The sequence below is a fragment of the Nonomuraea sp. NPDC049607 genome (genome assembly GCF_040675375.1).
Lineage (GTDB): Bacteria > Actinomycetota > Actinomycetes > Streptosporangiales > Streptosporangiaceae > Nonomuraea.
Map to the genome: position 1 here is coordinate 132,219 of NZ_JBFAOV010000018.1, position 22,117 is coordinate 154,335.

12 protein-coding genes are annotated in these 22,117 nt (G+C 72.2%); 3 read left to right on the forward strand and 9 right to left on the reverse strand.

The window, feature by feature from the left end; genetic code table 11:
* Positions 1 to 36: 36 nt before the first annotated feature.
* The 4 genes from AB0J97_RS30980 to AB0J97_RS30995 are packed head-to-tail and all read right to left on the reverse strand — an operon-like array spanning position 37 to position 6,295.
* Complete coding sequence (locus AB0J97_RS30980) at positions 37 to 3,165, reverse strand: glycosyl hydrolase (RefSeq protein WP_364095038.1); 3,129 nt, start codon at positions 3,163 to 3,165, stop codon at positions 37 to 39.
* Between the two features lie 4 nt (positions 3,166 to 3,169).
* Positions 3,170 to 4,048 (reverse strand): carbohydrate ABC transporter permease, encoded by an 879-nt coding sequence (locus AB0J97_RS30985; RefSeq protein ID WP_357701414.1) that lies wholly within the window; start codon positions 4,046 to 4,048, stop codon positions 3,170 to 3,172.
* Entirely contained in the window at positions 4,045 to 4,932 is an 888-nt protein-coding gene (locus tag AB0J97_RS30990) for a sugar ABC transporter permease (RefSeq protein WP_357701412.1), read from the reverse strand. Before AB0J97_RS30990 ends, AB0J97_RS30985 begins: the two co-directional genes overlap by 4 nt.
* On the reverse strand, positions 4,916 to 6,295 hold the full coding sequence (locus AB0J97_RS30995) for an extracellular solute-binding protein (protein ID WP_364095042.1): 1,380 nt from the start codon (positions 6,293 to 6,295) through the stop codon (positions 4,916 to 4,918). Before AB0J97_RS30995 ends, AB0J97_RS30990 begins: the two co-directional genes overlap by 17 nt.
* A gap of 210 nt (positions 6,296 to 6,505) precedes the next feature.
* Here AB0J97_RS30995 and AB0J97_RS31000 point away from each other — a divergent pair, with 210 nt between their 5' ends.
* Positions 6,506 to 7,540, forward strand: a complete 1,035-nt coding sequence (locus tag AB0J97_RS31000; RefSeq protein WP_357701408.1) for a LacI family DNA-binding transcriptional regulator — start codon at positions 6,506 to 6,508, stop codon at positions 7,538 to 7,540.
* Here the strand turns inward: AB0J97_RS31000 and AB0J97_RS31005 are convergent.
* Together AB0J97_RS31005 and AB0J97_RS31010 are read right to left on the reverse strand one after the other, a co-directional pair.
* Positions 7,521 to 10,490 (reverse strand): glycoside hydrolase family 38 C-terminal domain-containing protein, encoded by a 2,970-nt coding sequence (locus AB0J97_RS31005; protein ID WP_364095046.1) that lies wholly within the window; start codon positions 10,488 to 10,490, stop codon positions 7,521 to 7,523. The two genes, AB0J97_RS31000 and AB0J97_RS31005, sit on opposite strands and share 20 nt — an antisense overlap.
* Positions 10,491 to 10,508: 18 nt before the next feature.
* On the reverse strand, positions 10,509 to 12,740 hold the full coding sequence (locus AB0J97_RS31010; protein ID WP_364095049.1) for an FAD-dependent oxidoreductase: 2,232 nt from the start codon (positions 12,738 to 12,740) through the stop codon (positions 10,509 to 10,511).
* Positions 12,741 to 12,868: 128 nt separating this feature from the next.
* Between AB0J97_RS31010 and AB0J97_RS31015 the strand changes: the two genes are divergently transcribed.
* On the forward strand, positions 12,869 to 14,158 hold the full coding sequence (locus tag AB0J97_RS31015) for an ROK family transcriptional regulator (RefSeq protein WP_364095052.1): 1,290 nt from the start codon (positions 12,869 to 12,871) through the stop codon (positions 14,156 to 14,158).
* Positions 14,159 to 14,161: 3 nt separating this feature from the next.
* On the opposite strand, the gene AB0J97_RS31020 is transcribed toward AB0J97_RS31015, so the two are convergent.
* Genes AB0J97_RS31020 through AB0J97_RS31030 form a run of 3 tightly spaced genes read right to left on the reverse strand, consistent with a single transcriptional unit; the run spans position 14,162 to position 21,156 of the window.
* On the reverse strand, positions 14,162 to 16,021 hold the full coding sequence (locus AB0J97_RS31020) for a glycoside hydrolase family 97 catalytic domain-containing protein (protein ID WP_364095054.1): 1,860 nt from the start codon (positions 16,019 to 16,021) through the stop codon (positions 14,162 to 14,164).
* A 42-nt stretch (positions 16,022 to 16,063) separates the two neighbouring features.
* Positions 16,064 to 19,675, reverse strand: coding sequence for a beta-galactosidase (locus AB0J97_RS31025; RefSeq protein ID WP_364095057.1), 3,612 nt, complete (start codon positions 19,673 to 19,675; stop codon positions 16,064 to 16,066).
* Positions 19,672 to 21,156: a twin-arginine translocation signal domain-containing protein gene (locus AB0J97_RS31030; RefSeq protein ID WP_364095061.1), complete on the reverse strand. Its 1,485-nt coding sequence runs from the start codon at positions 21,154 to 21,156 to the stop codon at positions 19,672 to 19,674. The genes AB0J97_RS31025 and AB0J97_RS31030 overlap by 4 nt, the downstream gene beginning before the upstream one ends.
* A gap of 142 nt (positions 21,157 to 21,298) precedes the next feature.
* Here AB0J97_RS31030 and AB0J97_RS31035 point away from each other — a divergent pair, with 142 nt between their 5' ends.
* Positions 21,299 to 22,042, forward strand: a complete 744-nt coding sequence (locus AB0J97_RS31035; protein ID WP_364095064.1) for a polysaccharide deacetylase family protein — start codon at positions 21,299 to 21,301, stop codon at positions 22,040 to 22,042.
* Positions 22,043 to 22,117 lie beyond the last annotated feature (75 nt).

The following is a 22,117-nucleotide window of genomic DNA, read 5'->3' on the forward strand; positions in this document are numbered from 1 at the left end:
CGTCATCCCGGGCCCTCCCGGAGGAAGGGGCGGCCCTCAGGAGCCGGACGACCCCTGGAGCCCGCTGGTGAGTCGTACGGGGAAGTGCCGCCCGGTGTCCTTGCTGTGGCCGATGCCGGACGACCACTCCAGATAGCCCTTCCTGCCGGGGCCGTCGTCGTCGTTGACCAGCAAGGACAGCGCGAACACCCCGGCCGGAGGGCCGTTGAGTCCCAGGCTCTGCCAGGGCAGCACCACGTCGTAGGTCGTGGTGCTGCCCGTCCGGGTCACCGCGAGCCGGTCCGTCGGGGTCGGGCCGGTGATCGCGATGCCGAAGGCGGCGAAGGTGTAGGCGGCCGGCCCGTCGGGCGTCAGCGCCAGGCCGATCTCGGTGCGTTCGGTGGAGGCGCCGGGGAGCGCGGGCGACAGGGAGAGCTGGATGGAGTCGCCGTTGTACAGGTTGCCCGCCGGGTTCTTCTGGGTGAACACGTCGTCCTGGACCGTCGCCTGCACGCGCAGCCCCGTCGGGGTCTGGGTGATCCGCACGGGACCACCGAGGTCGGCGGCCCCGCCCCAGTCGGCGGTGTAGCGGAACCAGGTCGCGTCGGCCGCCAGGTCGATCGGCGCGGCCGTGGTGGCGGTGTCGGGCTCGATGGGTCCCGCGCCGACGGACTGCCGCAACCAGAGGGCGTCACGGCCGCGCAGCCCGATGGACACCTCCAGGTAGCCCTGCTCCCACACCCGCAGCGACGGGAGCGGGATGGTGTGCGCGACCTGCTCGCCGGGCTGCAGCATGGTGGTGTCGGCGATCGTGCCCGACTGCTCGCCGAGGGTCCAGGTGAGGCCGTCGAGGGTCACCGGGGTCCTGCGGGAGGTGTTGGCCAGCGAGACGGACGCCCGCGCCCGGTAGCCGCCGTCGCGGACGAGGTCGACCCCCACGGCGGCGACCACGGGGGTGGTGACCCTGATCGTCGGTGTCGCCAGCCGTGCCACCTTCTCGTGCCCGGTCGCGGCCCAGCCGGTGACCCAGCTCGCCTTGCCGCCCGCGGGGGCGGGGAGGTCGAAGACGGTCTCGGCGGTGCCGCACCCCTTGACCTTGACGTCGTGGCGCCGCCCGTCCAGGGTGATCGTCACCTTGGCGGGGACGGCGCGGCAGTTGCGGCCGGTGCGGTCGACGACCGCGCGCACCTCGATGCCCTCGCCGTCGGCGACGGTCGGCGACGTCCTCAGTGTGATCGCGGGCGCGGGGTCGAGGACGAGGGAGTCGACCTGGCCCCTGACGTAGACCGGGTGCTCGGTCAGGGTCACCTGGATGGCTCCGGCGTGCGGGGTGAGGGTGGCGGGCACGCCGTACTGGTCGGTGAGGGTGAGCGGCTGGGCGGTCCGCAGCGTCACGGTCCTCGGGCCGTCCGACGCCCACATGACGCGGACGAGGTCGCCCGCGGCGCTCCTGAAGGGGAAGGAGTACGTGGTCGCGTCCAGCGTGTCCCGCTGGGTGATCGTGCGCCCGGCGAGTTCGGCCGCCATCACCGCCTGCGCGACCGCGGCCGGCTTGGGCTCGGCGGCGTAGCGGGCGGTCGCCCGCCGGACCTCGAAGACGCCGAAGTTGTGCTCCTGGTTGTTCGGATCGGTGCCGTCGTCGCGGGCGTCGTACCAGTAGAGGCGGTCGGCGCCGCCGGCCAGGGAGAGCACCGCCGAGCGGACCAGGTAGTCGGCCTGCATGGCGTCGGTCGTGCCGCCCGCGGTGTGGGTCGGCCAGCCGTACTCGGTGAGCCACAGCGGGAGCGAGCGGCCGGCGGCGGCGTCGACGGTCTGGCTCAGCGACGCCATCTGCGTGTCCATGCCTTCGGGCGGCGTGGGGTGGCGGTAGGGGTGGACGGACACCGCGTCCAGCGCGTCCGCGCCGCCCTGTTCGAGCACCTGGCGCACGTAGTCGGCCGAGGCGCCGGAGATCGCCGGGCCCACCAGCCGCGCTCCTTGCGGCTTGACCGCGGCGGCCGCCTGGAGGAGCTGGGCGTAGCAGGCGGGCGTCCGGCCGCACAGGCCGTCGTTGAAGTTGATGTTGAACTCGTTGTAGACCTCGGTCGCCCGGGTGTAGCTCGCGAAGTGCTGGTTGACGGCGGCCGTGAAGCGTCCGTAGGCGGCCAGGCCCTCGGACGAGCTCGGCGTACGGTTGCCGTCGTAGAGCGGGTTGCGGTAGGCCGAGATCGGCAGCGGCTCGATCCCGGCGGCGTCCAGCGCGGCGAACCCGGCGTCGTAGCGGTCGAAGGCGTAGACGCCCGCCTGCTTCTCGACCGCGGACCAGCCCACGTCATTGCGCGAGTGGGTGTAGCCGATGCGCGCGATGCCGTCGATGAGCTCCTGCTCGTAGCCGTGCAGCCCGACCCCGAACGGCGAGTCGGCCGCGGCGGCGGGCATCGACGGGACGATGCCGAAGCTCGTGCTCAGCGTGCCCGAGGTGAAGGTGTAGAAGCCGTTGGGCAGCGAGGCGAGGTTCACCACGCTGTTCCCACCGGTGAAGGCGGCCGTGCCGCTCGCGACCTGCGTCCCCCGGGCGTCCTGGACGGTCCAGGGGGCGGGGGCCGGGTCCCGGGCGTCGGTGAACAGTTCCAGCGCGGCCTGGCCGGGGTCGAAGAGCAGGGAGTCGTTCATGACCCCGAAGTAGGTGGAGTGCTCCTCGAAGCCGGGGTTGGCCAGCAGGTTCTGCGCGGTGCCGTCCTCGGTCATGGTCAGGTCGTCCAGCCGTACGCCGGGGGTCACGTCCTGGGAGATGATGCGCAGGGAGAAGCTGGTCTGGGTGGCCAGGGTGGTGTAGGTCCAGGAGACCTGGCGCCAGTCGTAGGCGCCCATCGGGAAGTTGAAGCGCCGGCTGCTGTCCGGGCTCAGCACCGCCTGCAGCGCGGCCGCCTTCGACAGCCCCTCCGAGGCGACCCAGGCGGTGAACCGGTAGAGCGTGCCCGGCTTGACCGGCACGGTCTGGGCGAGCTGCCCGTAGGTGTTCGGGCTGCTCGGAGTCTGGTTGACGATGCGTACCGCGGACCCGGTGTGGCCCTGGGCGGTGGCGGTGAAGGCGACCTCGGCCGAGCCGCTCCTGCTGATGGCCCACGGGTCGAAGGTGTTGGAGTACGGGAGTTTCGGGGCGGCTAACGCGGTGGCGAGGAGGAGGAGCGCGGACAGTGTTTTCATCGGGTCACCCCTTGACCGCGCCGGCTCGGCCGGCGCTCCGGAGGAACTGCTTCTGGAACAGCAGGAAGAAGACCAGCGGGAGGATCACCGCGATGAACATGGCGGCGACGAGCGTGCTGGTCTCCGCGGTGGCCGAGATCTTGTAGAGGACGACGGACAGCGGCTGCAGATCGGGCGAGGGCAGCACCAGGAGCGGCCACAGGAACTCCTTCCAGGCCGACACCAGCGTGAGCAGCGAGACGACGGCGATGATCGGCCGCGACATCGGCAGCACGATGCGCCGGAACACCTCGAAGGAGTTGGCCCCGTCGACCTTGGCCGCCTCGAAGACCTCCTTCGGCAGCTCGGCGAAGAAGTTCTTCACCAGCAGCACATTGAAGGCGTGCGCGGCGGCGGGCAGCCAGACGGCCCAGTAGCTGTCGATCAGGTTGGCCCCGACGCCCGGCACGTCGATCACGGTCAGGTACAGCGACACGAGGGAGACGACGCCCGGGATGAACAGGGTGGCCATCACCGCGGCCGAGACGACCCCGGCGTACCTCGGCCGCAGGATGGCGAGGGAGTAGCCGCCGGTCAGCGCGACCAGCAGGCCGAAGAACCAGTTGCCGGCCGCGATCCAGACCGTGTTGGCCAGGGCCCGGCCGATGTCCATGCCGTTCCACGCCCTGACGAGGTTGTCCCACCGGATCCCGCTCGGCCACCAGCCGAACGGGTCGCGCAGGATGTCCTGCGAGGTCGACACCGCCGACTTGGCCAGCCAGAGGATCGGCCCGGCCGCGACGACCGCGAGGCAGGCGAGCACGGCCACGATCAGCCCGGTGAACACCACGCGGGTCGCCGGCCTGCGGCGTTCGCCGCTGGACAGGATGCCACGCTCGTTCATGAACGCTTCCACCCCCTCGTGGCTCGCAGGTACACCGCGGACAGGGCGGTGAGGAAGACGGCGAGCATCAGGCTCAGGGCCGTCGCCTTGCCGAAGTCGCCGGCGACGAAGGCGTACTTGAAGATCAGCATGAGCAGCGTGACCGTGCTGTTGTCCGGCCCGCCGCCGGTCATGACGTAGGGCTCGGTGAACACCTGGAACGTGCCGATCACCTGGAGGATCAGCATGAGCAGGATGACCGGGCGCAACTGCGGCAGCGTGATGTGCCACACCCGGCGCAGCACCCCGGCGCCGTCGAGCTCGGCCGCCTCGTAGAGCTCGGGCGGCACCGACATCAGCGCGGCGACGTAGATGATCGTCGTCGTGCCGAAGCCCGCCCACGTCGCCTGCACGACGATGCTGGGCATCGCCGTCTCGGCGCTCTGCAGCCAGGGGAAGGGCCCCAGCCCGGCCCAGCCCGCCACGGTGTTGAGCAGGCCGTGCTCGCTCGGATCGTAGAGCTGCTTCCACAGCAGCACCGCCACGACCGGCGGGATGATGATCGGCACGTAGACGAGCACGCTGGCGATCGTCCTGGTCCGGCGCAGCTCCCCGATGAACACGGCGAGCAGCACCGGCACGGGGAAGCCGACGACCAGGGCCAGCACGGTGAACCACACGGTGTTCCAGGCCGCGGTGGCCAGCAGCGGGTCGGCGAGCACCCTGCTGAAGTTGCGCAGCCCGACCCAGGTCGGGTCGGTGACCAGGTTGGTGCGCTGGAAGCTGAGGACCAGGCTGCGCAGGATCGGCCACCACGAGAACAGCCCGAACACGATGAGCATGGGCGCGGTGAACAGAAGTTTGCCGAGGCCACCGCGCTGGGTCCACCTACTGAGCGGCGGCATCGATCAGCGCCTGCGCGTCCGTCCGGGCCTGGGTGAGCGCCGCCGGGATGTCGGCGTCCTGCTTGGTGAGGACCTGCTGGGTGACGGCGTCGAGAAGCGCGTACGTCTCCTGCGCGGCCACGGGCGGCTCGCCGAGTATGGGCAGCTTGCCCAGGCTGTCGAAGTAGGCCCGGTAGTTGTCCCGCTTGACGTTGACGTAGGCGGAGACCCAGGTCAGGTAGCGGTCGTAGATCTCCGGCGAGAACAGCGGCACCTCGGGCGCGCCCACGGGCAGGCCGCCCGCCTTGGACGTCTCGGCCCATTCAACCGCGGCCCGCTGGTCGAGGAAGCGGTTCAGGTACCGGAACTTCACCCACTCCAGCGCGGCGGCCGCCTCACTCGGGGCGGCCTTGGGGCTGACGACGGCGATGTCGCCGCCGCCCAGCGTGCCGATGCCGGTGGCCGACTGCGGGAGCGGCGCGATGCCCAGGTCGTCGCCGGGCATGTCGCGGTTGCCGACGAGGTCGCGGTAGAGGTCGGCGCCGAGGACGGTCTGCCCGATCCGGCCGGCGGCGATGGAGTTGCGCATGTCGTCCTGGCTCAGCAGGAAGTTCTTGCCCGCCGCCTGGTCGGTCCACCGGACGTCGTGCAGGAGGGTCAGCGCGTCCTTCACGCCGACCGCGTCGATCGTGGATGTGACGGTGTCGCCCTCGCGCCGCTGGATGGCGCTGCCGTTGGCGTAGGCCATCGTGGTGAGGATCCAGCCGCCGGAGTTGGTCGTGGTCGCGATCGTGAAGCCGGCCGCGTCGCTCGACCTGCCGATCGCCCTGGCGTTGGCGCGCACCTCGTCCCAGGTCTTCGGCGGGGCGTCGGGGTCGAGGCCCGCCTTCTCGTACAGCGCCCTGTTGTAGATGAAGGCCATCGTGTACGCCGCCGAGACGACGCCGAAGGTGTGGCCTTCCGCGTTCTGCGTCTGCTTGGCGACGGCCGGGTTGAGCTTGGAGAGCACCGCGTCGCCCTTGACGAGGTCGGTGATGTCGCGTACCTGGCCGTTGAGCGCGAGCTGCTGGATGTTGGTGTACGGCACCTGCATCGTGGTGGGCATCGAGCCGCCGGCGACGAGGGCGGCGAACGTCTGCGGGTCGAACTTGGTCTCCTCGCCCACCACGGTGATGTTCGGGTGGAGCTTCTGGAAGGCCGCGACCTGCTTGTTGAACAGGGCGAGATTGTCGGCGTTGTCCTTGGTGGGCATGTTGCCGACGTGGATCGTCACCTTGGCGTCCGGGTCCGCCCCGGCCTCGGGACGTCCGGACGAACAGGCGGTGAGAGCTATGATTCCGGTCATCGCGATACCGGCGAGCCGCCAGTTCTTGTGATGCAGCATGACGAATCCCTCTTTGCGGGCATGGTGGCGATCGAGCTCGGGCGGTGTCGTGACCGCTGGGGGCTCACGCGGGCAGCAGTGGCGTGCCGGCGGATTTCATGGCGATGGTCAACCGGTTGACCATCGCCATGGTCTTGCTGATCCTGGTACTTTGTCAAGAGTCCGGAGAAACGTGGAAGTAACCTGTTGTCACCGGGAGGGAAGGAACTGATGGCGCGCAAGGCCACAACCCTCGCGGACGTCGCCGCTGCCGCCGGGGTCTCGGTGTCGCTGGTGTCGAAGGTGCTCAACAACACCGGACGCGCCTCCGAGGAGACCCGCAGGCGCATCCACGACGCCGTCGAACGCCTCGACTTCCGGCCCAACGCCCTGGCCAAGTCCTTCGCCAGAGGGCGGAGCGAGCTGGTCGGGATCATCATCGAGGACGCCTCGGAGATCTTCAGCAGCATGGTGCTGCGCGGCGCCGAGCGCAGGCTGGCCGCGGCCGGGCTGGCCACGCTCGTGTGCGACGCCGCCGAGAGCGACCAGCGGCGCTCCCAGTTCGTCCGGGCGCTGGAGGCCCGCCACGTCGACGCCGTGCTGGTCATCGGGTCCGGGCCGTCGGGCCTCTACCCGTCCGTCTCCGACCGGCTGTCCTGCCCCGTCGCCTACGCCTTCTGCGAGTCCGACGACCCGGCCGACGTCTCGTTCCTGCCCGACGACCACGGCGCGGGGCGGCTGGCCGCCGAGCACCTGCTGTCACTCGGCAGGACGAGGATCGCGCACATCGGGGAGGGCAGCGAGAGGGGCGCCGAGCTGCGCACACGCGGGTTCGTCGAGACCCTCGCCGCCGCCGGGCACCCGGTCGAGCCGATCTTCGGCGACTGGTCCAAGGCGTGGGGCCTCCAGGCCGTCAACCGGCTGATCGAGGCGGGCACCGACGTCGACGCCATCTTCTGCGCCAACGACTTCATCGCCTACGGCGCCTACGTCGGCCTGCGCGCCCACGGCCTGCGGATCCCCGAGGACGTCGCGCTGGTCGGCCACGACCACTTCTCCATGGACCCGCCGCAGCGCAGGTCGGGGTTCCTGACGACCATCGACCCCAACCTGCCCGCGCTCGGCGACGCGGCGGCGCGACACCTGATCGCGCCCGGCACGGCGGCCGACTTCGCGCCGAAGCTCGTCGTCGGCCGCACGACCGCGGGCGGTCAGGCCGCCCCCGACCTCGCCACCCTCCTGGAGTTCATCGACCAGCTGCTGTGAAGCGCAGGGTGACGAGCTGGAACGGGCGCAGCGTCAGCGACACGGCCCCCGGCTCGAACTCGGCGCCCGCGGGCGGCTCGACGTCGCGTTCGATCAGGTCCACGAAGCGCGCGTCCCCGACGCACTCGACGCGCACGGACGCCCTGGTCCCCTCCGACTCGTACAGGCGGACGATCACGTCGCCGCTGCGGTCCTCGGCGAGCTTGACCGCCTCCACCATCACGGCCGGGTGCGAGACCCGTACCAGCGGCTCGACCTCCCGCGCCCCGCGCACGGCACGCGCCGGCACGTTCGCGCGGTACCCCTCGGCGACGGCCTCGCGGATGCCGGCGTTCGGCCTGATGGAGTAGGCGAGCGTGTGCCTGCCGAGGTCGGATCCGGGATCGGGGAACATCGGCCCGCGCAGCATGGACAGGCCGACCGTCGTGGTCGTGCCGCCGTCCTGGCGGGTGTGCCGCACCACGTCGTGGCCGTACGTCGACTCGTTGGCGATGGCCACGCCGTACCCGGGCTCGCCGACGTGGATCCAGCGGTGCGCGCACACCTCGAAGCGGGCGGCGTCCCAGGAGGTGTTGGTGTGCGTGGGCCGGTACACGTGGCCGAACTGGGTCTCGGCGGCGAACCTGTCGGCGTGCACGTCCAGCGGGAAGACGAGCTTGAGCAGCGCGTGGCGCTCGTGCCAGTCGACCTCGCAGGCCAGGTCGAGCGCGGCCGATCCGGGGCGCAGCCGCAGCGTCTGCCTGATCGTCGAGTCGCCGAAGCGGCGGGTGACGACGACCTCCCCGTCGCCGGTCTCCAGGCTCTCGACCTCGTCGACGTCGCGGGAGACGCGGCGGTAGTGCTCGTCGATGTCCCAGGCGTCCCACTCGTTGGGGATGTCGCGGTGCAGCACCAGCCGGTGGCCCGCCGCTCCCGGCGCGATCGCCTCGCGGCCGGTCGCGGCGTCGCGCAGCGACACCAGGTGGCCCCGGCGGTCGATCACGGCCCGGACGAGCCCGTTGTCGAGCACGAATCCGGCGTCCTCCTCGGTGAGGGAGACGTCCGCCGGGTGCGCGGCGGGCTCCCGGATGCCGAGCCCGTCCGTGGCGAGCTCCAGGTCGCCTTCGCCGACGAGGGTGCGTACGCTCTCGTCGATGACGCGGCCCAGGCTCTCCCGCAGGCGGGCGTCGTTCTGCTCGACCTCGTCGTGCACCCAGGCGATCGAGGTGCCGGGCAGCACGTCGTGGAACTGCTGCAGCAGCACGGTGTGCCAGCTGCCGGTCAGCTCGTCGTAGGGGTAGGCGGCCCCCTCGCGGACGGCGGCGGTCGCGGCCCACAGCTCGGCCTCGCGCAGCAGGTGCTCGTTGCGGCGGTTGCCCTGCTTGGTCAGGTGCTGGCTGGTCAGGGTCCCGCGGTGCAGTTCGAGGTAGAGCTCGCCCGACCACACCGGCGGGCTCTCGTACTCGGCCTCGGCGCGTTCGAAGAAGGCCTGGGGCGAGTCGATCGTCACCACCGGCGAGCCTTCCAGTGACCCGAGCCGCTCGGCGGCGGCGAGCATCTCGCGGGTCGGGCCGCCGCCGCCGTCACCCCAGCCGAACGGCACGAGCGAGGTTCCGGCCACGCCCTTCTCCTTGTAGCTGCGCGCGGCGTGGGCGAGCTCGGCGCCGGACAGCTCGGAGATGTAGGTGTCGGCGGGCGGGAAGTGGGTGAAGATCCGGGTGCCGTCGATGCCCTCCCACAGGAAGGTGCTGTGCGGGATCTGGTTGACCTGGTTCCAGGAGATCTTCTGGGTGAGGAACCAGCGGCTGCCGGAGGCGGCGATGATCTGCGGCAGCGCGGCCGAGTAGCCGAAGGTGTCCGGCACCCACGCCTCCAGCGTGTCCACGCCGAACTCCTTCAGGAAGAACTGCTTGCCGTACAGGAACTGGCGGGCCAGCGACTCGCCGCCGGGCATGTTGATGTCGGGTTCGACCCACATGCCGCCGACCGGGATGAACTGCCCGGCGGCCACCTTCTTCCTGATGCGCTCGAACAGCGCTGGATAATACTGCTTCACCCAGGCCAGCTGCTGGGCGGAGGAGCAGGCGAAGCGGTACTCGGGGTGCTCGTCCATGAGCGTCACCGCGCTGGCGAACGTGCGCGCGCACTTGCGGATCGTCTCGCGCACCGGCCACAGCCAGGCCGAGTCGATGTGGGCGTGCCCGACGGCGACGATCCGGTGGCTGCTGGCCGCGGCCGGGCTGGCCAGCACCCCGGCCAGCGCCGCGCGTCCGGCCGCCGCGGTCGCCGAGACGGCGGCGGGGTCGACGGCGTCGAGCATCCGCTCCAGCGCCCGCAGGATCTCCCAGCGGCGCGCCGAGTCCGGGCTCAGCTCGCGCATCAGCCCGTCCAGCGTCCAGATGTCCTGCGCCAGCTCCCACACCCCGACGTCCAGCAGCGCCACGTCGAACGCCCTGGCCGTGTAGAGCGGCCCGCTGCCCGCCGTCGCCCGGTCGCCCAGCGGCGTCGGCTCGTAGGTGTTCTCGCCGGCGAGCTCCGGGTTCGCCGCCGCCTCCACGTACAGGTCGATGGACGGCCGGGCCGGGTCCCACGGCAGGTGGGAGCTGCGCGGCGCCACGGCCTTGATGAGCGTGCCGTCGGGCAGGTACGCGAGCCCCTCGGCCTGGAACCCGGGACGCGGCCCGGAGAAGCCCAGGTCGACGACGAGCTCCAGCCGGGTGCCCGGGGGAATCTCCTCCGGCACGCGGCCGGTCACGTGGAACCAGGTCGTGCCCCATGGGTCGCCCCAGGGGTGCGGCAGCGTGACCGGCTGGTAGCCGGCCGCGAACGCCACCGGTGCGGGCACCGGCTCGCCCGGCACGTTCCACGCCTCGACGGCGAGGGGCCGCCGTTCCCGGTAGAGGGCGCCGGGCAGGAACTGCTGGACGAAACGCTCCAGCCGTCCCTCGACGATCAAACGGTTGTCATGCACGATGCACTCTCTCCAAAGTCAGGTTTCGAAGACCCGCACGGCGACGATCATGGTTCGTTCGTCGCCGTTGGTCGCCGTGACGACGACCCGCAGGGCGCCCGCCCGCGTGGCGGGGTCAAGCACGTGGACCCGGCGCCGCATCCGGTTGCCGGTGACGGACAAGGCCGTCTCCCGGCCGCCCGTGCGCTCCACCTCGATCCGGTAGTCCTTCACCAGCTCCGGCGGCACGAGGTACGGCGTACGGTGGTGATGCAGGTTGATCAGGTCCTCGTCGACGTCGTCGTTGAAGATCAGCTCCACCCGGCCGATCGTCCGCTCCTCGCTCCAGCGCAGCTCGACGTGCTGCTCGCCGCCGCCTTCGGAGACCCACAGGTTGGGCCCGTCGTACGGCCTGGCCGGCCCGCCCGCGACCTGCTCGGGCCGGTAGGCGGCGGTCGCGGGTTCGACCTCGAACCGCGGCGTGCGCCTGCGCAGCTCGAAGGCCGACCACGCGTTGCTCTGCGGCTTGCCGGTGTCGAGCGCCGGTTCCCTGCTGAGCAGCCCGAGGACGCCGTACGGCGGGCGGCCCGCGCCGGCCAGGACGGCGAGGTCGGCGTTCCGCCGGACGACCACGACCACCTCGCCCCCGCCGGGGGGCACGTCGTCGAAGCGGGCCTCCAGCAGGCCGCGCCCGGCCTCGACCGGGACCTCGCGCCGGGCGAGCGGTTCCACGGGGATGTGGTTCAGCCCGCCGCCCGTGCCCCACAGCTCGACCGTCGCGGTGGTGGCGCGGGCGGCGTCGACGCCGATCCGCACGACGTCGATCCGCGGGTCGGCGGGCAGCAGCAGCCCGAAGTCGGCCTCGCCGATCGGGAACGGTTCCGGCTCGCCGTCTGCGCCGCCCGCCAGGCGGGTGAGCGTGGACGACGCCGTCACCACGGCCTTGAGCGCCAGGTCGGACGGGTCCTGCCAGGGCACGCCCAGCAGGGAGGCGTCCTGCCGCAGGAGCATCGACTGCAACTCGTCCATGTGCGAGGCGGTGATCTCGCGCGGCGTCACGCCCCTGCGTACGGCGAGCGCGGCCCCCGCGCCCGCGGCCTCTCCCACGACGGCGCAGGTGGCCATCACCCGGGTGCTGCCGAAGGCGACGTGGCTGGCGGAGATGTCGCGGCCGGCCAGCAGCAGGTTGCGCACGTTGGCGGAGTACAGGCAGCGGAACGGGATGTCGTACAGGCCGGGGCCGAACAGGTGCTTGGAGGGGCTGTCGTCGGCGTAGATACCGCCGGGCGGGTGCAGGTCGATGGACCAGCCGCCGAAGCCGACCGCGTCGGGGAAGCGGGTCTGGCCGGTGATGTCCTGCTGGGTCAGGACGTGGTCGCCGAGGAAGCGGCGGTACTCGCGCTTGCCCGGCAGGCTGCCCACCCACTCCAGCGTCAGGTTGTCGGCCTCGAAGCGGCCGGAGTTCTTGATGTGGTCCCAGATGCCGAAGACGATGCCCCACAGCTCGTCCCGGATGCGCTCGTTGTCGGCGACCGCGTCGAGCTCGCCGCCCCACTCGATCCACCAGTAGTCGCAGCCGTTCATGCCGGGGTCGATGTGGCGGCGCAGCGGCAGGTCGAACGCCTCGATGTCCTTGGTGATGCCCGGCGGGACGAAACGGACCGGGTGGCCGGTGTCCTTGGTGTAGAAGAGGATCGTGCTGCCGAGCATGTCGTCGTCGGCCACCTCGGGGGCCCACTCCTCGCCGTACGCGCCGCGGTCCTCCCTGCCGGTGGCGAACCTGGCGCCGGCGAGCAGGCCCACCAGGCCGTCGCCGGTGCAGTCGAGGAAGATCGGCGACTCGAACGTGATCAGCTTCTCGGAGCCGGACTGCCAGCCGGTGACCGAGCGGATCACCCGGTCATGCTCTTCGCCGTCGGCCTCGACCTCGCGGACCTCGGTGTTGAGGAAGAGGGTGATGTTCGGCTCGGCGCGTACCAGGTCGAGGACGACGTGGTCCCAAAGGATCGGGTTGCCCTCCGGGTTGCGCCACTGGTTCTCCGCGAACAGCTCGCCCATCAGGCCGGTCTCGCGGGCGAACTTCTGCGCGCCGTGCGCGGTGGCGCCCACCACCCACACCCGGATCTCGCTGCTGGAGTTGCCGCCCAGCACTCCCCTGTTGTTGATCAGGGCCACCTTCGCGCCGTTGCGCGCGGCGCTCACCGCGGCCGTGACTCCGGCCAGGCCGCCGCCGACCACGGTGACATCGGCGGCGTGTGCGAGCTGCATCATGGATGCCGACTTTCTGGGGTCGAATCAAGCAAAGCGGATCTACAATATTTCCGACGTCTTGAATAAGTCAACGACGGGTTGGCTAAGGTAGGCGCAGAGCGCGACGACAGCGAGGGGAACGGGGATCAGTGGCAGCAGCCAGGCGGGAGTCGACCACGGTCGGGAAGGCAGCCAGGCGCGAGGGCGGGCCGCCCGGCCGCTCCTCCGGGCTCCGGCGCGGCTCCAACCTCGAACACGTCGCGGACTTCAACGACTCCGTCGTCCTCGACGCGATCAGGCGCGCGCGGACCGGGAGCTCGCGGGCGGAGCTGGTCGTCGAGACGGGCCTCGCCGCGCAGACCGTGTCGGACGTCTGCCAGCGGCTGCTCGACCAGGGGCTCATCGCGGAGACCGGCACGTCCACGACCGGGTTCGGCCGGCCCCGCCGCACCCTTGAGCTGGTGCCCGCCAGCCGCTACGCGCTCGGCGTGCACATCGACCCGGCCACGATCACGTACGTGCTGCTCGACCTCGGCGGCAACCTCGTGGCCCACTTCAGCAGGCAGACCTCCAGCCCCCAGGACGCCGACGCCATCATGACCGGCATGGCCTCGGCCCTCGACGTCCTGCTCGCCGGATCCGGCGTCGAGCGCGAGCGGGTGCTCGGCCTCGGCATCGCGGCGCCCGGCCCCCTGGACATCGCGGGCGGGGCCATGGTCGACCCGCCCCACCTGCCCGGCTGGCACCGCGTCGAGCTCGTCGACCGGCTGCACCGGGCCACCGGGCTGCCCATCGTGCTCGACAAGGACGTCACCGCAGCCGCGGTGGCCGAACGCTGGGCCGGCGGCGCGACGGGCAACAGCGACTTCGCCTTCCTCTACCTGGGCACCGGCGTCGGGGTGGGGCTGGTCAGCGGCGACATCGTCGTACGCGGCCGGTCCAGCAACGCCGGCGACATCGGACACCTGATCGTCGACGCCGACGGGCCGCCCTGCGAGTGCGGGCAGCGCGGCTGCCTGGGCACCGCCTGCTCGCCGCTGTTCCTCATCCAGGAGGCCGTCGCGGCGGGCGTCCTGCCCGCCACGCCGGAGGACGGGCAGCTCGTCCAGGCGGTCAGGCGGCTCGGCGCGCTGTGCCGGGCGGCCGACGACGGCGACGCGCGGGCCGTGGAGATCCTGCGCCGGTCCGGGCGGCGGCTCGCCCGCGCGATCCTCACCATCGGCAACCTGCTCGACACCGAGCTCGTGGTGTGCGGCGGGCCCGCCTGGGCTCCGGCCGCACACCACTACCTGCCGCTGCTCCGGTCGGCGGTGGCCGAGCGGTTCGTGATGCGCGAGATCCACGACCTCGGCGTCGTGGGCACCGCGCTGGGCGCCGACGTGGCCGCGATCGGCGCCGCCTGCCTGATCCTCGACGAACGCTTCTCGGCCCGCCCGTAGCCCCTACCGCGGGAGCAGGCGGGCGACGAAGCCGCCGCCCGGGGGCATGGCGGGCACCTGGAACGCCTCGCCCGCCGCGACGTCGGAGACCGCCACCGCGTCGCGGTCCGCGCCGTCGCCGACCAGGCGCCAGGTGCCGCTCAGCGGCCCGAGGCGCCCGAGGCCGAGGGTGGCCGCCGGCCGCGCGACCGGGCCGTTGACGCCCGCCAGCCACCAGGTCCCTCCCGTACGGCGGGCCAGCACGACATGGTCGCCCGGCTCCCCCGCCAGCCCGACCGTGTCGTCCCAGGCGGCCGGCACGGCCCGCAGCACCTCGCGCACCTCCGCCGGCTGCGCCCGGTAGGACTCGGGCGAGTCCGCGAAGTGCAGCAGCCCCGACTCGTAGACCACCGCGAGCGCCAGCTCGTGGGCCGCCGTGGTCCTGCGGGGCCTCAGCGCGTCGCCGAAGGTGACCGGCGTGTAGTCCATCGGGCCGATCACGTTGCGGGTGAACGGGAGCACGGTGTTGTGCCACACGGCCTCCTCCGCGAACGTCGGCCCGAACAGGTACCACTCGGCCCCGCGTACGGCCTCCATCGTCATCAGGTGCGGCCACGTCCGCTCCCAGCCGCGCGGGACGGTGCTGCCATGGAAGTTGACCATCAGCCTGGCCTCGGCCGCGTCCCGCAGGATGCCGAGGTAGTGCGCGATCCCGGCCTGCTTGTCGGAGTGGAAGAAGTCGACCTTGATCCCGGCGATCCCCCAGTCCGCGATCCTGGCCAGTTCCGCCCGCCGCGCCTCGGCCAGGTGCATGAGGTCGCGCGGCCCCTCGGTCGAGTCGTTGTTCGGCCCGGCGGAGTTGTACCAGAGGAACAGGCGCACGTCCCGTTCTGCGGCGTAGCGGACCAGGTCGCGGATCTCCTGCTCCGCGTGGACCGTCCAGTTCGCGTCGACGAGCGAGTACTCCCAGCCCATCTCGCCCGCGAGGTCCACGAAGCGCCGCAGCGCGGCCAGGTCGCGCGGGCTGCCGTTCTCCGACCACCAGCTCCACGAGACGCGTCCCGGCCTGACCCACGAGGTGTCGGTGATCGTGGAGGTCTCGGCCAGGTGCCACACGGTCGTGGACTCGACCAGCTCGGCCGCAGTGTCCGCGATCGCGACGAACCGCCACGGGAGCGTCCACGGCAGCGCCGACGTGGCCAGGACGTCGCCGTGCCCGAGGCCCTCGTCCGGGTCGGGGCCCAGCACGCCGTACTCCCGGTCGGCCGGGACGGGGGCCAGCCGGGTGCCGTGGAAGGTCTCGTCGAGCCCGGCCTCGGAGACGAGCAGCCACTGCCCGTTCACCTCGAACGTGGCCGGCAGGTCGTACGAGCGCGCGCCGGTCGGGGTGCCGATGGGCACGCCGTTGGTGTAGAGGTTCTCGTGGGCGGGTCCGCCACCGTCGGAGGGCGAGGTCGGCTGCGCCCAGGCCCGCCCTTCCGCCGCGAACGCGAAGGTCGTCAGCTCCCTGGTGACCGTGGCCGTGCCGGAGCCCTCGGGGAAGCGGTAGCGGAACGCGACGGCGTCGTCCAGGACGCGGAGGTCGAGATCGAGACGCGCGCCGTTGCGTCCACGCAGCGACAGCGTGGCCGCCGTGAACCGCTCGCGCAGCACGGCGCGCTTGCCGTGTGCCGCGGTGTGACCGTCGTCCCGGACCTCGGCCACGGGTTCGGCGACCGGCGTGAGCCCATCGTGGAACGACGCGTCCTGCCGCTCGACGCCGAGCCTGGAGCGCCGGAGGAGTACGACGCCGCGCCGTCGCACGTCGTAGAAGAGCCGGCCCCGGTCGTCCAGTGAGACGTCGAGCTCGACCGCGCCCTCGGGCGACTTCACGGTCCACAACACGTTGGGTTTCCTTTAGTCCGCTGGTTGGAATAAAAACGGCATTTACCGGAGCGTCAGGAGGCGCGGCGTCAGCGGGGCCAGCTCCGTCCTCGACCGGTCGAGTCGTTCGCCGGTGAGCAGGTCCTGGAGTTCGAGCGGCCCGCGGCCGTGGAGCCTGATCGTCACCACTTCCGTGCGCTTGCCGTAGTTCGTCACGCCGACCAGCCAGCGCCTGCCGTCGTGCACCGGCCGCCACTCGACGTCCGCGGGCGTGCCGCCGGACGTACGCTCCAGCGTCACCACGTCGAGCCGGCTCCGCCGCGCCAGGCCGAGCGCGGCGGCCCCGAGGCCGGCCGGGCCGTCGGCCGGCAGGACGGTCGCCTTCCTGAGCACCTGCGCGCGCTCACCGGCCGGAAGGGCCTGGTTCCGCTCGTCGCGCGTCAGGGCGTCGGCGCCCGCGACGACGAGCCGGGCCTTGCCGGCCAGGTCCCGCAGCCCCCGCAGGCAGGCGGACGGCAGATGCGTCACCCCGGGTGCGATCACCATCTTCACCCCTTCGGTGGCCTGCCGCCCGGACAGGCCGGACTCGGTGACGAAGTGCACGGGGACGCCGTTCATCGTCAGGGCCTTGTACACCTCGCGCACCGCGGCCAGGTGCCGCGCGGAGTACACCGACGAGGTGCGCGAGTACAGGATGCCGACACCGGCCCCGGCGCCCTGCAGCAGGGCCACCTCGGCGGCGAACCGGTTCAGGTCCAGGCTGGTCCGGCCGGCCGCGGCGATCACGTCCGGCCGGTGCAGCATGCTGCCCGCCAGCGTGGACGCCGCCTCGGTGGTCCGCGCCCACACCCAGAAGGCGGTGGCGGAACGGCCGTGCAGGGCGCCCTGCCACAGGTCCGCCGCGACGTGGGCCGCCTCCACCTTCGAGTACGACGTGCTGCGGTCGGGGATCACGTGGTCCTCGGAGTCGAACACCGGGGTCCGCGTGATGCCGGCCTGGAGGTCGTAGAACGCGAACTTGCCCAGGAAGCCGTCGACGCCCTGTCCCGGGTAGTTCGACGCGTCGTTGCCCGAGAGCTGGGAGAAGGTGGCCCACTGCTCGGGATCGGGGCCCCACAGCAGGTAGTTGCGGTCCTTCAGGGTGCTGCCCACCATCTTGGAGTGCACCGGGACGTCCGGGGCGAGGTCGTGGACCACCTCGGCCATCCACGCGTGCCACGAGGCGAACGCCCTGGTGTTGAAGGTGATCCAGTCGTGGCAGGGCACGGTCGGCTCGACCACCCGCACGCCGGGGACGGGCACCTCGTCGAAGGTCCGGTGCGCGGTGCCGTACACCTTGTTGAGCGCGGCGATGTCGCGGTACTCCGCGGTGAGGAAGCGCGCCCAGCCGCGCCTGGTCGACGGGCTCGCCGTGTCGACGTAGCGGGGCTCGTTGCTGAGGATCAGGCTGTGCAGCGCGGGCGACTTCGCGATCCTGGGGATGATCGCACGCAGGAACGCCTCGATCACCTCCCGTGCCAGCGGGTGGTGGACGTCGTACCCTTCGGCCAGCTTGAGGTCGGGGTGCCTGGCCGTCAGGAAGGCCGGGAAGTACTGCGGCGCCAGCAGCAGGCTCAGGGCGACGTCCGCCTCGGCCGCCGCCGCGAGCCAGCGCACCGGGCCGCGGTCGATCTCGTACGGCGACACCGCGTACTCGCCGCTCGCCGCGACCGTCACGGCTTCGTCGAACCCGCCGTTGCCCGCGATGTTCTCCGGCCCCGTCCCGTCGGCGCGCGTGATGGTCAGGTCGTCGATCCACAGCGCCCCGACCTGGCCCTCGCAGATGATCGAGAAGCGGTAGGACGACACGTTGCCGGGGGTGAGGGTGAACTCGACCGGCTGCCAGTCGTAGGAGCCCTCCGGCGGGTAGTAGCGGGTGGTCCAGGTGGCGGTGGGGATCGACACCGCGCGAAGGGTGACGTCCTGCCCCTTGATCCACGCGCGGACCCGGTAGGCGGCCCCCGGCTCCACGGTCAGCAACTGGGAGAACTGGCGGTAGTTGTTCGGCCTCCTCGGACCGGCGAACGACACGCGCAGGGACGCGGCGGAGCCGTGCGAGACCGACGCGTCGCGGGCGAAGGTCACCGCCGCGTCGCCGACGCCCGTCGTGCCCCAGCCCGGGATCGCGTCCGGCGGGACGATCGCGCTCTGCGGCCCCATCTCCAGGGCGCAGGCGTTGAAGCCCAGATCGGCCAGCCTGGGGATGTCGGCGACCACCTCGGCCCATCCCATCGGGCCGCTGAACACGACCGGGCGGCCCTTCCTGGTCGTCGTGCCGTCGGAGACCGTGCCGGTGAACATCCAGTCCTCGCGGCCGATCGGCCCGGTGACGTAGCGCGGCACCCGCGTCCCCTCCGCCTTCCCGGCGGCCAGGGCGCGCAGGCGGGTGAGGAGGTGGTCGGCCATCACCGTCATGGTGACCGTGTTGTAGGTGGCGCGCCACCTTTGACCTGCCGTGACGTCGTCGCGGGTGTAGCCGGTGAACTTCTCCAAGGTGGTCGCGTCGACGCGTTCGTAGTGGGTGGGGATCCCCCGGTCCGCGCACTGTGCCAGCAGGTCCCCGGCCGTCCTGACGGAGGCGGCGAGCTCGGCGAGGTCCCGCGCGATCGCCTCCGCCGACATCGTCACCCGGCCGGTCACCGCCAGATCGGTGGTGGCGCCGCCGGTCAGGTCCTTCACCGAGGCGGTGATCGCGAGCTCGCCCGCGGTCGTCGCGGTGATGGGGATCGTGAGCCGCAGGGTGGTGCGAGCCGGGATCGTCGCGGGCGTCGCGGCGCCGTCCGGGCCGGTCACCTCGACGCGGCGGTCGGCGTCGTCCCAGTTCAGGACGAAGATCGACGCCTCGATCGTGGACCCCGCCTCGACCTCGTCCTCGTCGAGGGTGATCCACGCCTGGCACGCGCCCGACTCGGGCAGGGCCGCCAGCCGGACGAACTCCTGCGCGGACTTGCCGGTGGCGATGCCGGGACGCCACTGGATCCAGCCCCGCCGGTTCGCGCCGTCGTTGTCGTTGACGATCGCGTTGAACAGCACCGAGCCGCCCGGAGCCGGAGCGTCGACGCCGGTCGAGGCCCACGGGAACGCCGCCAGGTAGTGCGTCTTCGTCCCCTCTCGCCGGGCGGTCAGGGTGACGTCGCCGACCGGCGAGGTGACCGGGCCGTCGCTGAACCGGTAGACCTCGGGGCCGCCGTCGAGCAGCGCGAGGCCGTACTCCGGGCCGTATCCGCCGCCGCTGTCGCCGAAGGCGATCTGGAGCCCGTCGCCCTGCCACTGGTTGGTGCCGCCGATCGGGTGGTGGACGTCGTCGGTCACCGTCGCGGCGACGTACAGCCGTTCGGCGTCGTAGCCGAGCACGAGGTCGGCCGACAGGTCGTCCGCGCCGGCCCAGCCCGTGACGGACACCTGGCCGTCGCGGCTCGGCAGGTGGGCGCCGAACGCGCCGCCGAGGTCCCCCGCCGCGGCGAGTCTCACGAGCGGGAGGTGCGCGCCCCGTCCGAGCAGCGCCGTCAGCTGTTCGCGGGTCAGCAGGGCGGAGCGCGGATCGGCGGCCGCCCACTGGGCGGTGACGGCGGGGAGCACGGCGGCGGTGGCGGAGACGCCGACGCCGCGCAGGAAGGTACGGCGGGAGATTGTCACGAGGAGACCTCTAGATAGCAGGTGCGGATGCTGGAAGCGGCGTTGTGGGAGGCGGCGGCCGACCCCGGCGCGTCAGCCAGCGGGACGGTGACCGTGCCGCCGGTGAGGGCCAGCGGCGTGCGCTGACCGGTCAGGTCCACGCGGGCCGCGACGGCCGTGGGCGGCGGCGACGCCAGGGTGAAGGTCACGTGCGTGCCCGCCCAGCCTGCCGGGGTGTGGACGGCGATGACGATCTTGCTGCCGCCGACCAGGAACCCTTCGACGGAACCGGAGGCCCAGTCCCGGGCCGTCGTCAGCCCGGCGTCGTTGGTGTGGGTGTCGTAGGTCTCGGGCACCACGCCGTCGAAGAGGTCGGCGACGATGCCGAGGCAGACGCCGTGGGAGGTCGGCGTCCCGTCGGCTTTGCGCAGGTAGCGGCCGGCGTCGGCCGCGGACGCCGAGGCGGGCGCCTGCCAGGCGTACCAGAGCAGCTTGAAGCCGTCCGGCCGCTGCGCGAGGCCGCGGGTGATCGCCCAGTGCAGCAGTCCCGGGTACACCAGGGCGGCCGCTGCCGGGCTGGTCGAGTAGCCGATCTCGGTCTGCCAGATCGGCAGCGACGTCCCCAGCGCGGCGACGCACGCGACCCGCAGCGACTCCAGGTCGGACGGCTTGTAGTAGTGCACGTCGAGCACGTCGATGCTGGACCAGGCGCCTGTCTCGGTCAGCAGGGCGGTGAAGCGGGCGATCGCCGCCACCGAGGGCCAGCCGCCGTAGACGACCTTGCCGCCGTGGCCGCGGATCACCGTGGACGCGGGCTTGTGGATCTGGTCGACGTACTCGTACGGGCTGCCGTACCAGAACCCCGCCGACCAGTACGCCTCGTTCCACACCTGGAAGTACTCGACCCCGTACGTGCCGCGCAGGATCCCCACGACGTGGTCGACGAACGCGCTCCACCTCGCCGGGTCCGCCGGCGGCGTCCTGTCCTTGGGCAGGACGACGACCTCGTCCTGGAGGACTTCACCGGTGCTGATCCGGGTCCGGGTCACCCGGCGCTGCCAGCCCGAGCCGACGGCGGCCTGGGCGGCGCCGACCTCGTACCGCACGTCCCAGTGCGTCCAGCCGTACGCGGTCGTCCGGGCGGCCCACGGGGCGGAGTAGGCCAGCACCGGGAGCAGGGTCACGCCGTTGGCCGCGGCGGCGGCGAACCGGGCGCCGAAGGCGTGGACGGCGCTGTCGTCGTACGTCCCCTGGGTGGGTTCGACGGCGGCCCAGAGGACGTCGGCGCGATCCCATGACATGCCCGCCAGGGCGCCGATCCCGGGACCGGCGGTGCCGGCGTGGTTCGTCCCGAGCAGCGCCCCCAGCGGCACGGGGGTCACGGCGGCGTTCGCCGGCCCGGGGAGCCCGAGTACGGCGGCGGCCGCGCCGAGACCCGCGCCCGCGAGGACGGCACGGCGGGAGAGGGCACGAGGAACGTCGGGCGGATCGGCTGCGGTCACGGGTTCTCCTTCGCGAACGGCGACTAAATCCATACCCCGGATTAAGTGGAGACTAGAGATCCGGACCACCTCCCGTCAACGGACGCGTACGGGTGACCTGTACGCCTTCAAGTTGACGCGTTAACACGTTACGATCACCGCCATGAGCGGCATCCTGGTGATGACCTTCGACGACTTCTTCGTCCCCGAGTGGAGCGCGATGCGCGGCCTGTTCAGGGAGTTCGGCGCGCGGGTGACGTTCTTCGTCAGCGAGCCGTACCGGATCGACGACGACGGATGGAGACGGCTGCGCGAGCTGGCGGACGACGGGCACACCGTGGGGGCGCACGGCTACCGGCACCTGTGGGCGCCCGACCGGATCGCGGCCCTCGGCGGCGACGGCTACCTGGCCGAGGACGTCACCCCGTGCCTGGCGGCGCTGCGCGCGCACGGGTTCGAGGCCGCCTGCTTCGCCTATCCGGTGAGCCGCCGCGACGAACGGTCGGACGCGGTGCTGGGCGGGGTGTTCCACCGGTTGCGCGGCGGCGCCCGGCACCCGGCCGAGGGCGGCCTGGACACCGTGGACGAGATCTTCACCCCGGCCGCCGAGCTCGCCGGGCGCCGCGTGCTGATCGGGGCGGGGATCGACACGGGCAAGCTGTTCAGGCCCGCCGGGGTCGACGACGCCTCGGTGCGTTCGGCCCTGGTGCGCGCCGCCGAGCGGGAGGAGGCGGTGACGTTCTACGCGCACGCGGTCGCGGACTCGCACGAGTGCAACCACGTGTCACCGGCGCGGCTGGAGACGGTGCTGGCCCAGGCCGCCGAGCTGGGACTCGACGTCCTGGGCTTCGACGACCTGGACCGGACCTCGACGGCTCCGGCCCGCTGGCATCCTGGACCCTCCTAGAGGGCGGGCCGGTGGTGTCGGGCCAGGCGGGACGGGCTGCGCCGTCCCACCTGGGCGCGATCGCCGCCACGAGAT

Coding starts and splice junctions, on each gene's coding strand:
- AB0J97_RS31035 (WP_364095064.1), top strand. CDS start 21,299: ATGAGCGGCATCCTGGTGATGACCTTCGACGACTTCTTCGTCCCCGAG.
- AB0J97_RS31010 (WP_364095049.1), bottom strand. CDS start 12,740: ATGATGCAGCTCGCACACGCCGCCGATGTCACCGTGGTCGGCGGCGGC.
- AB0J97_RS31000 (WP_357701408.1), top strand. CDS start 6,506: ATGGCGCGCAAGGCCACAACCCTCGCGGACGTCGCCGCTGCCGCCGGG.
- AB0J97_RS30990 (WP_357701412.1), bottom strand. CDS start 4,932: ATGCCGCCGCTCAGTAGGTGGACCCAGCGCGGTGGCCTCGGCAAACTT.
- AB0J97_RS30980 (WP_364095038.1), bottom strand. CDS start 3,165: ATGAAAACACTGTCCGCGCTCCTCCTCCTCGCCACCGCGTTAGCCGCC.
- AB0J97_RS30995 (WP_364095042.1), bottom strand. CDS start 6,295: ATGCTGCATCACAAGAACTGGCGGCTCGCCGGTATCGCGATGACCGGA.
- AB0J97_RS30985 (WP_357701414.1), bottom strand. CDS start 4,048: ATGAACGAGCGTGGCATCCTGTCCAGCGGCGAACGCCGCAGGCCGGCG.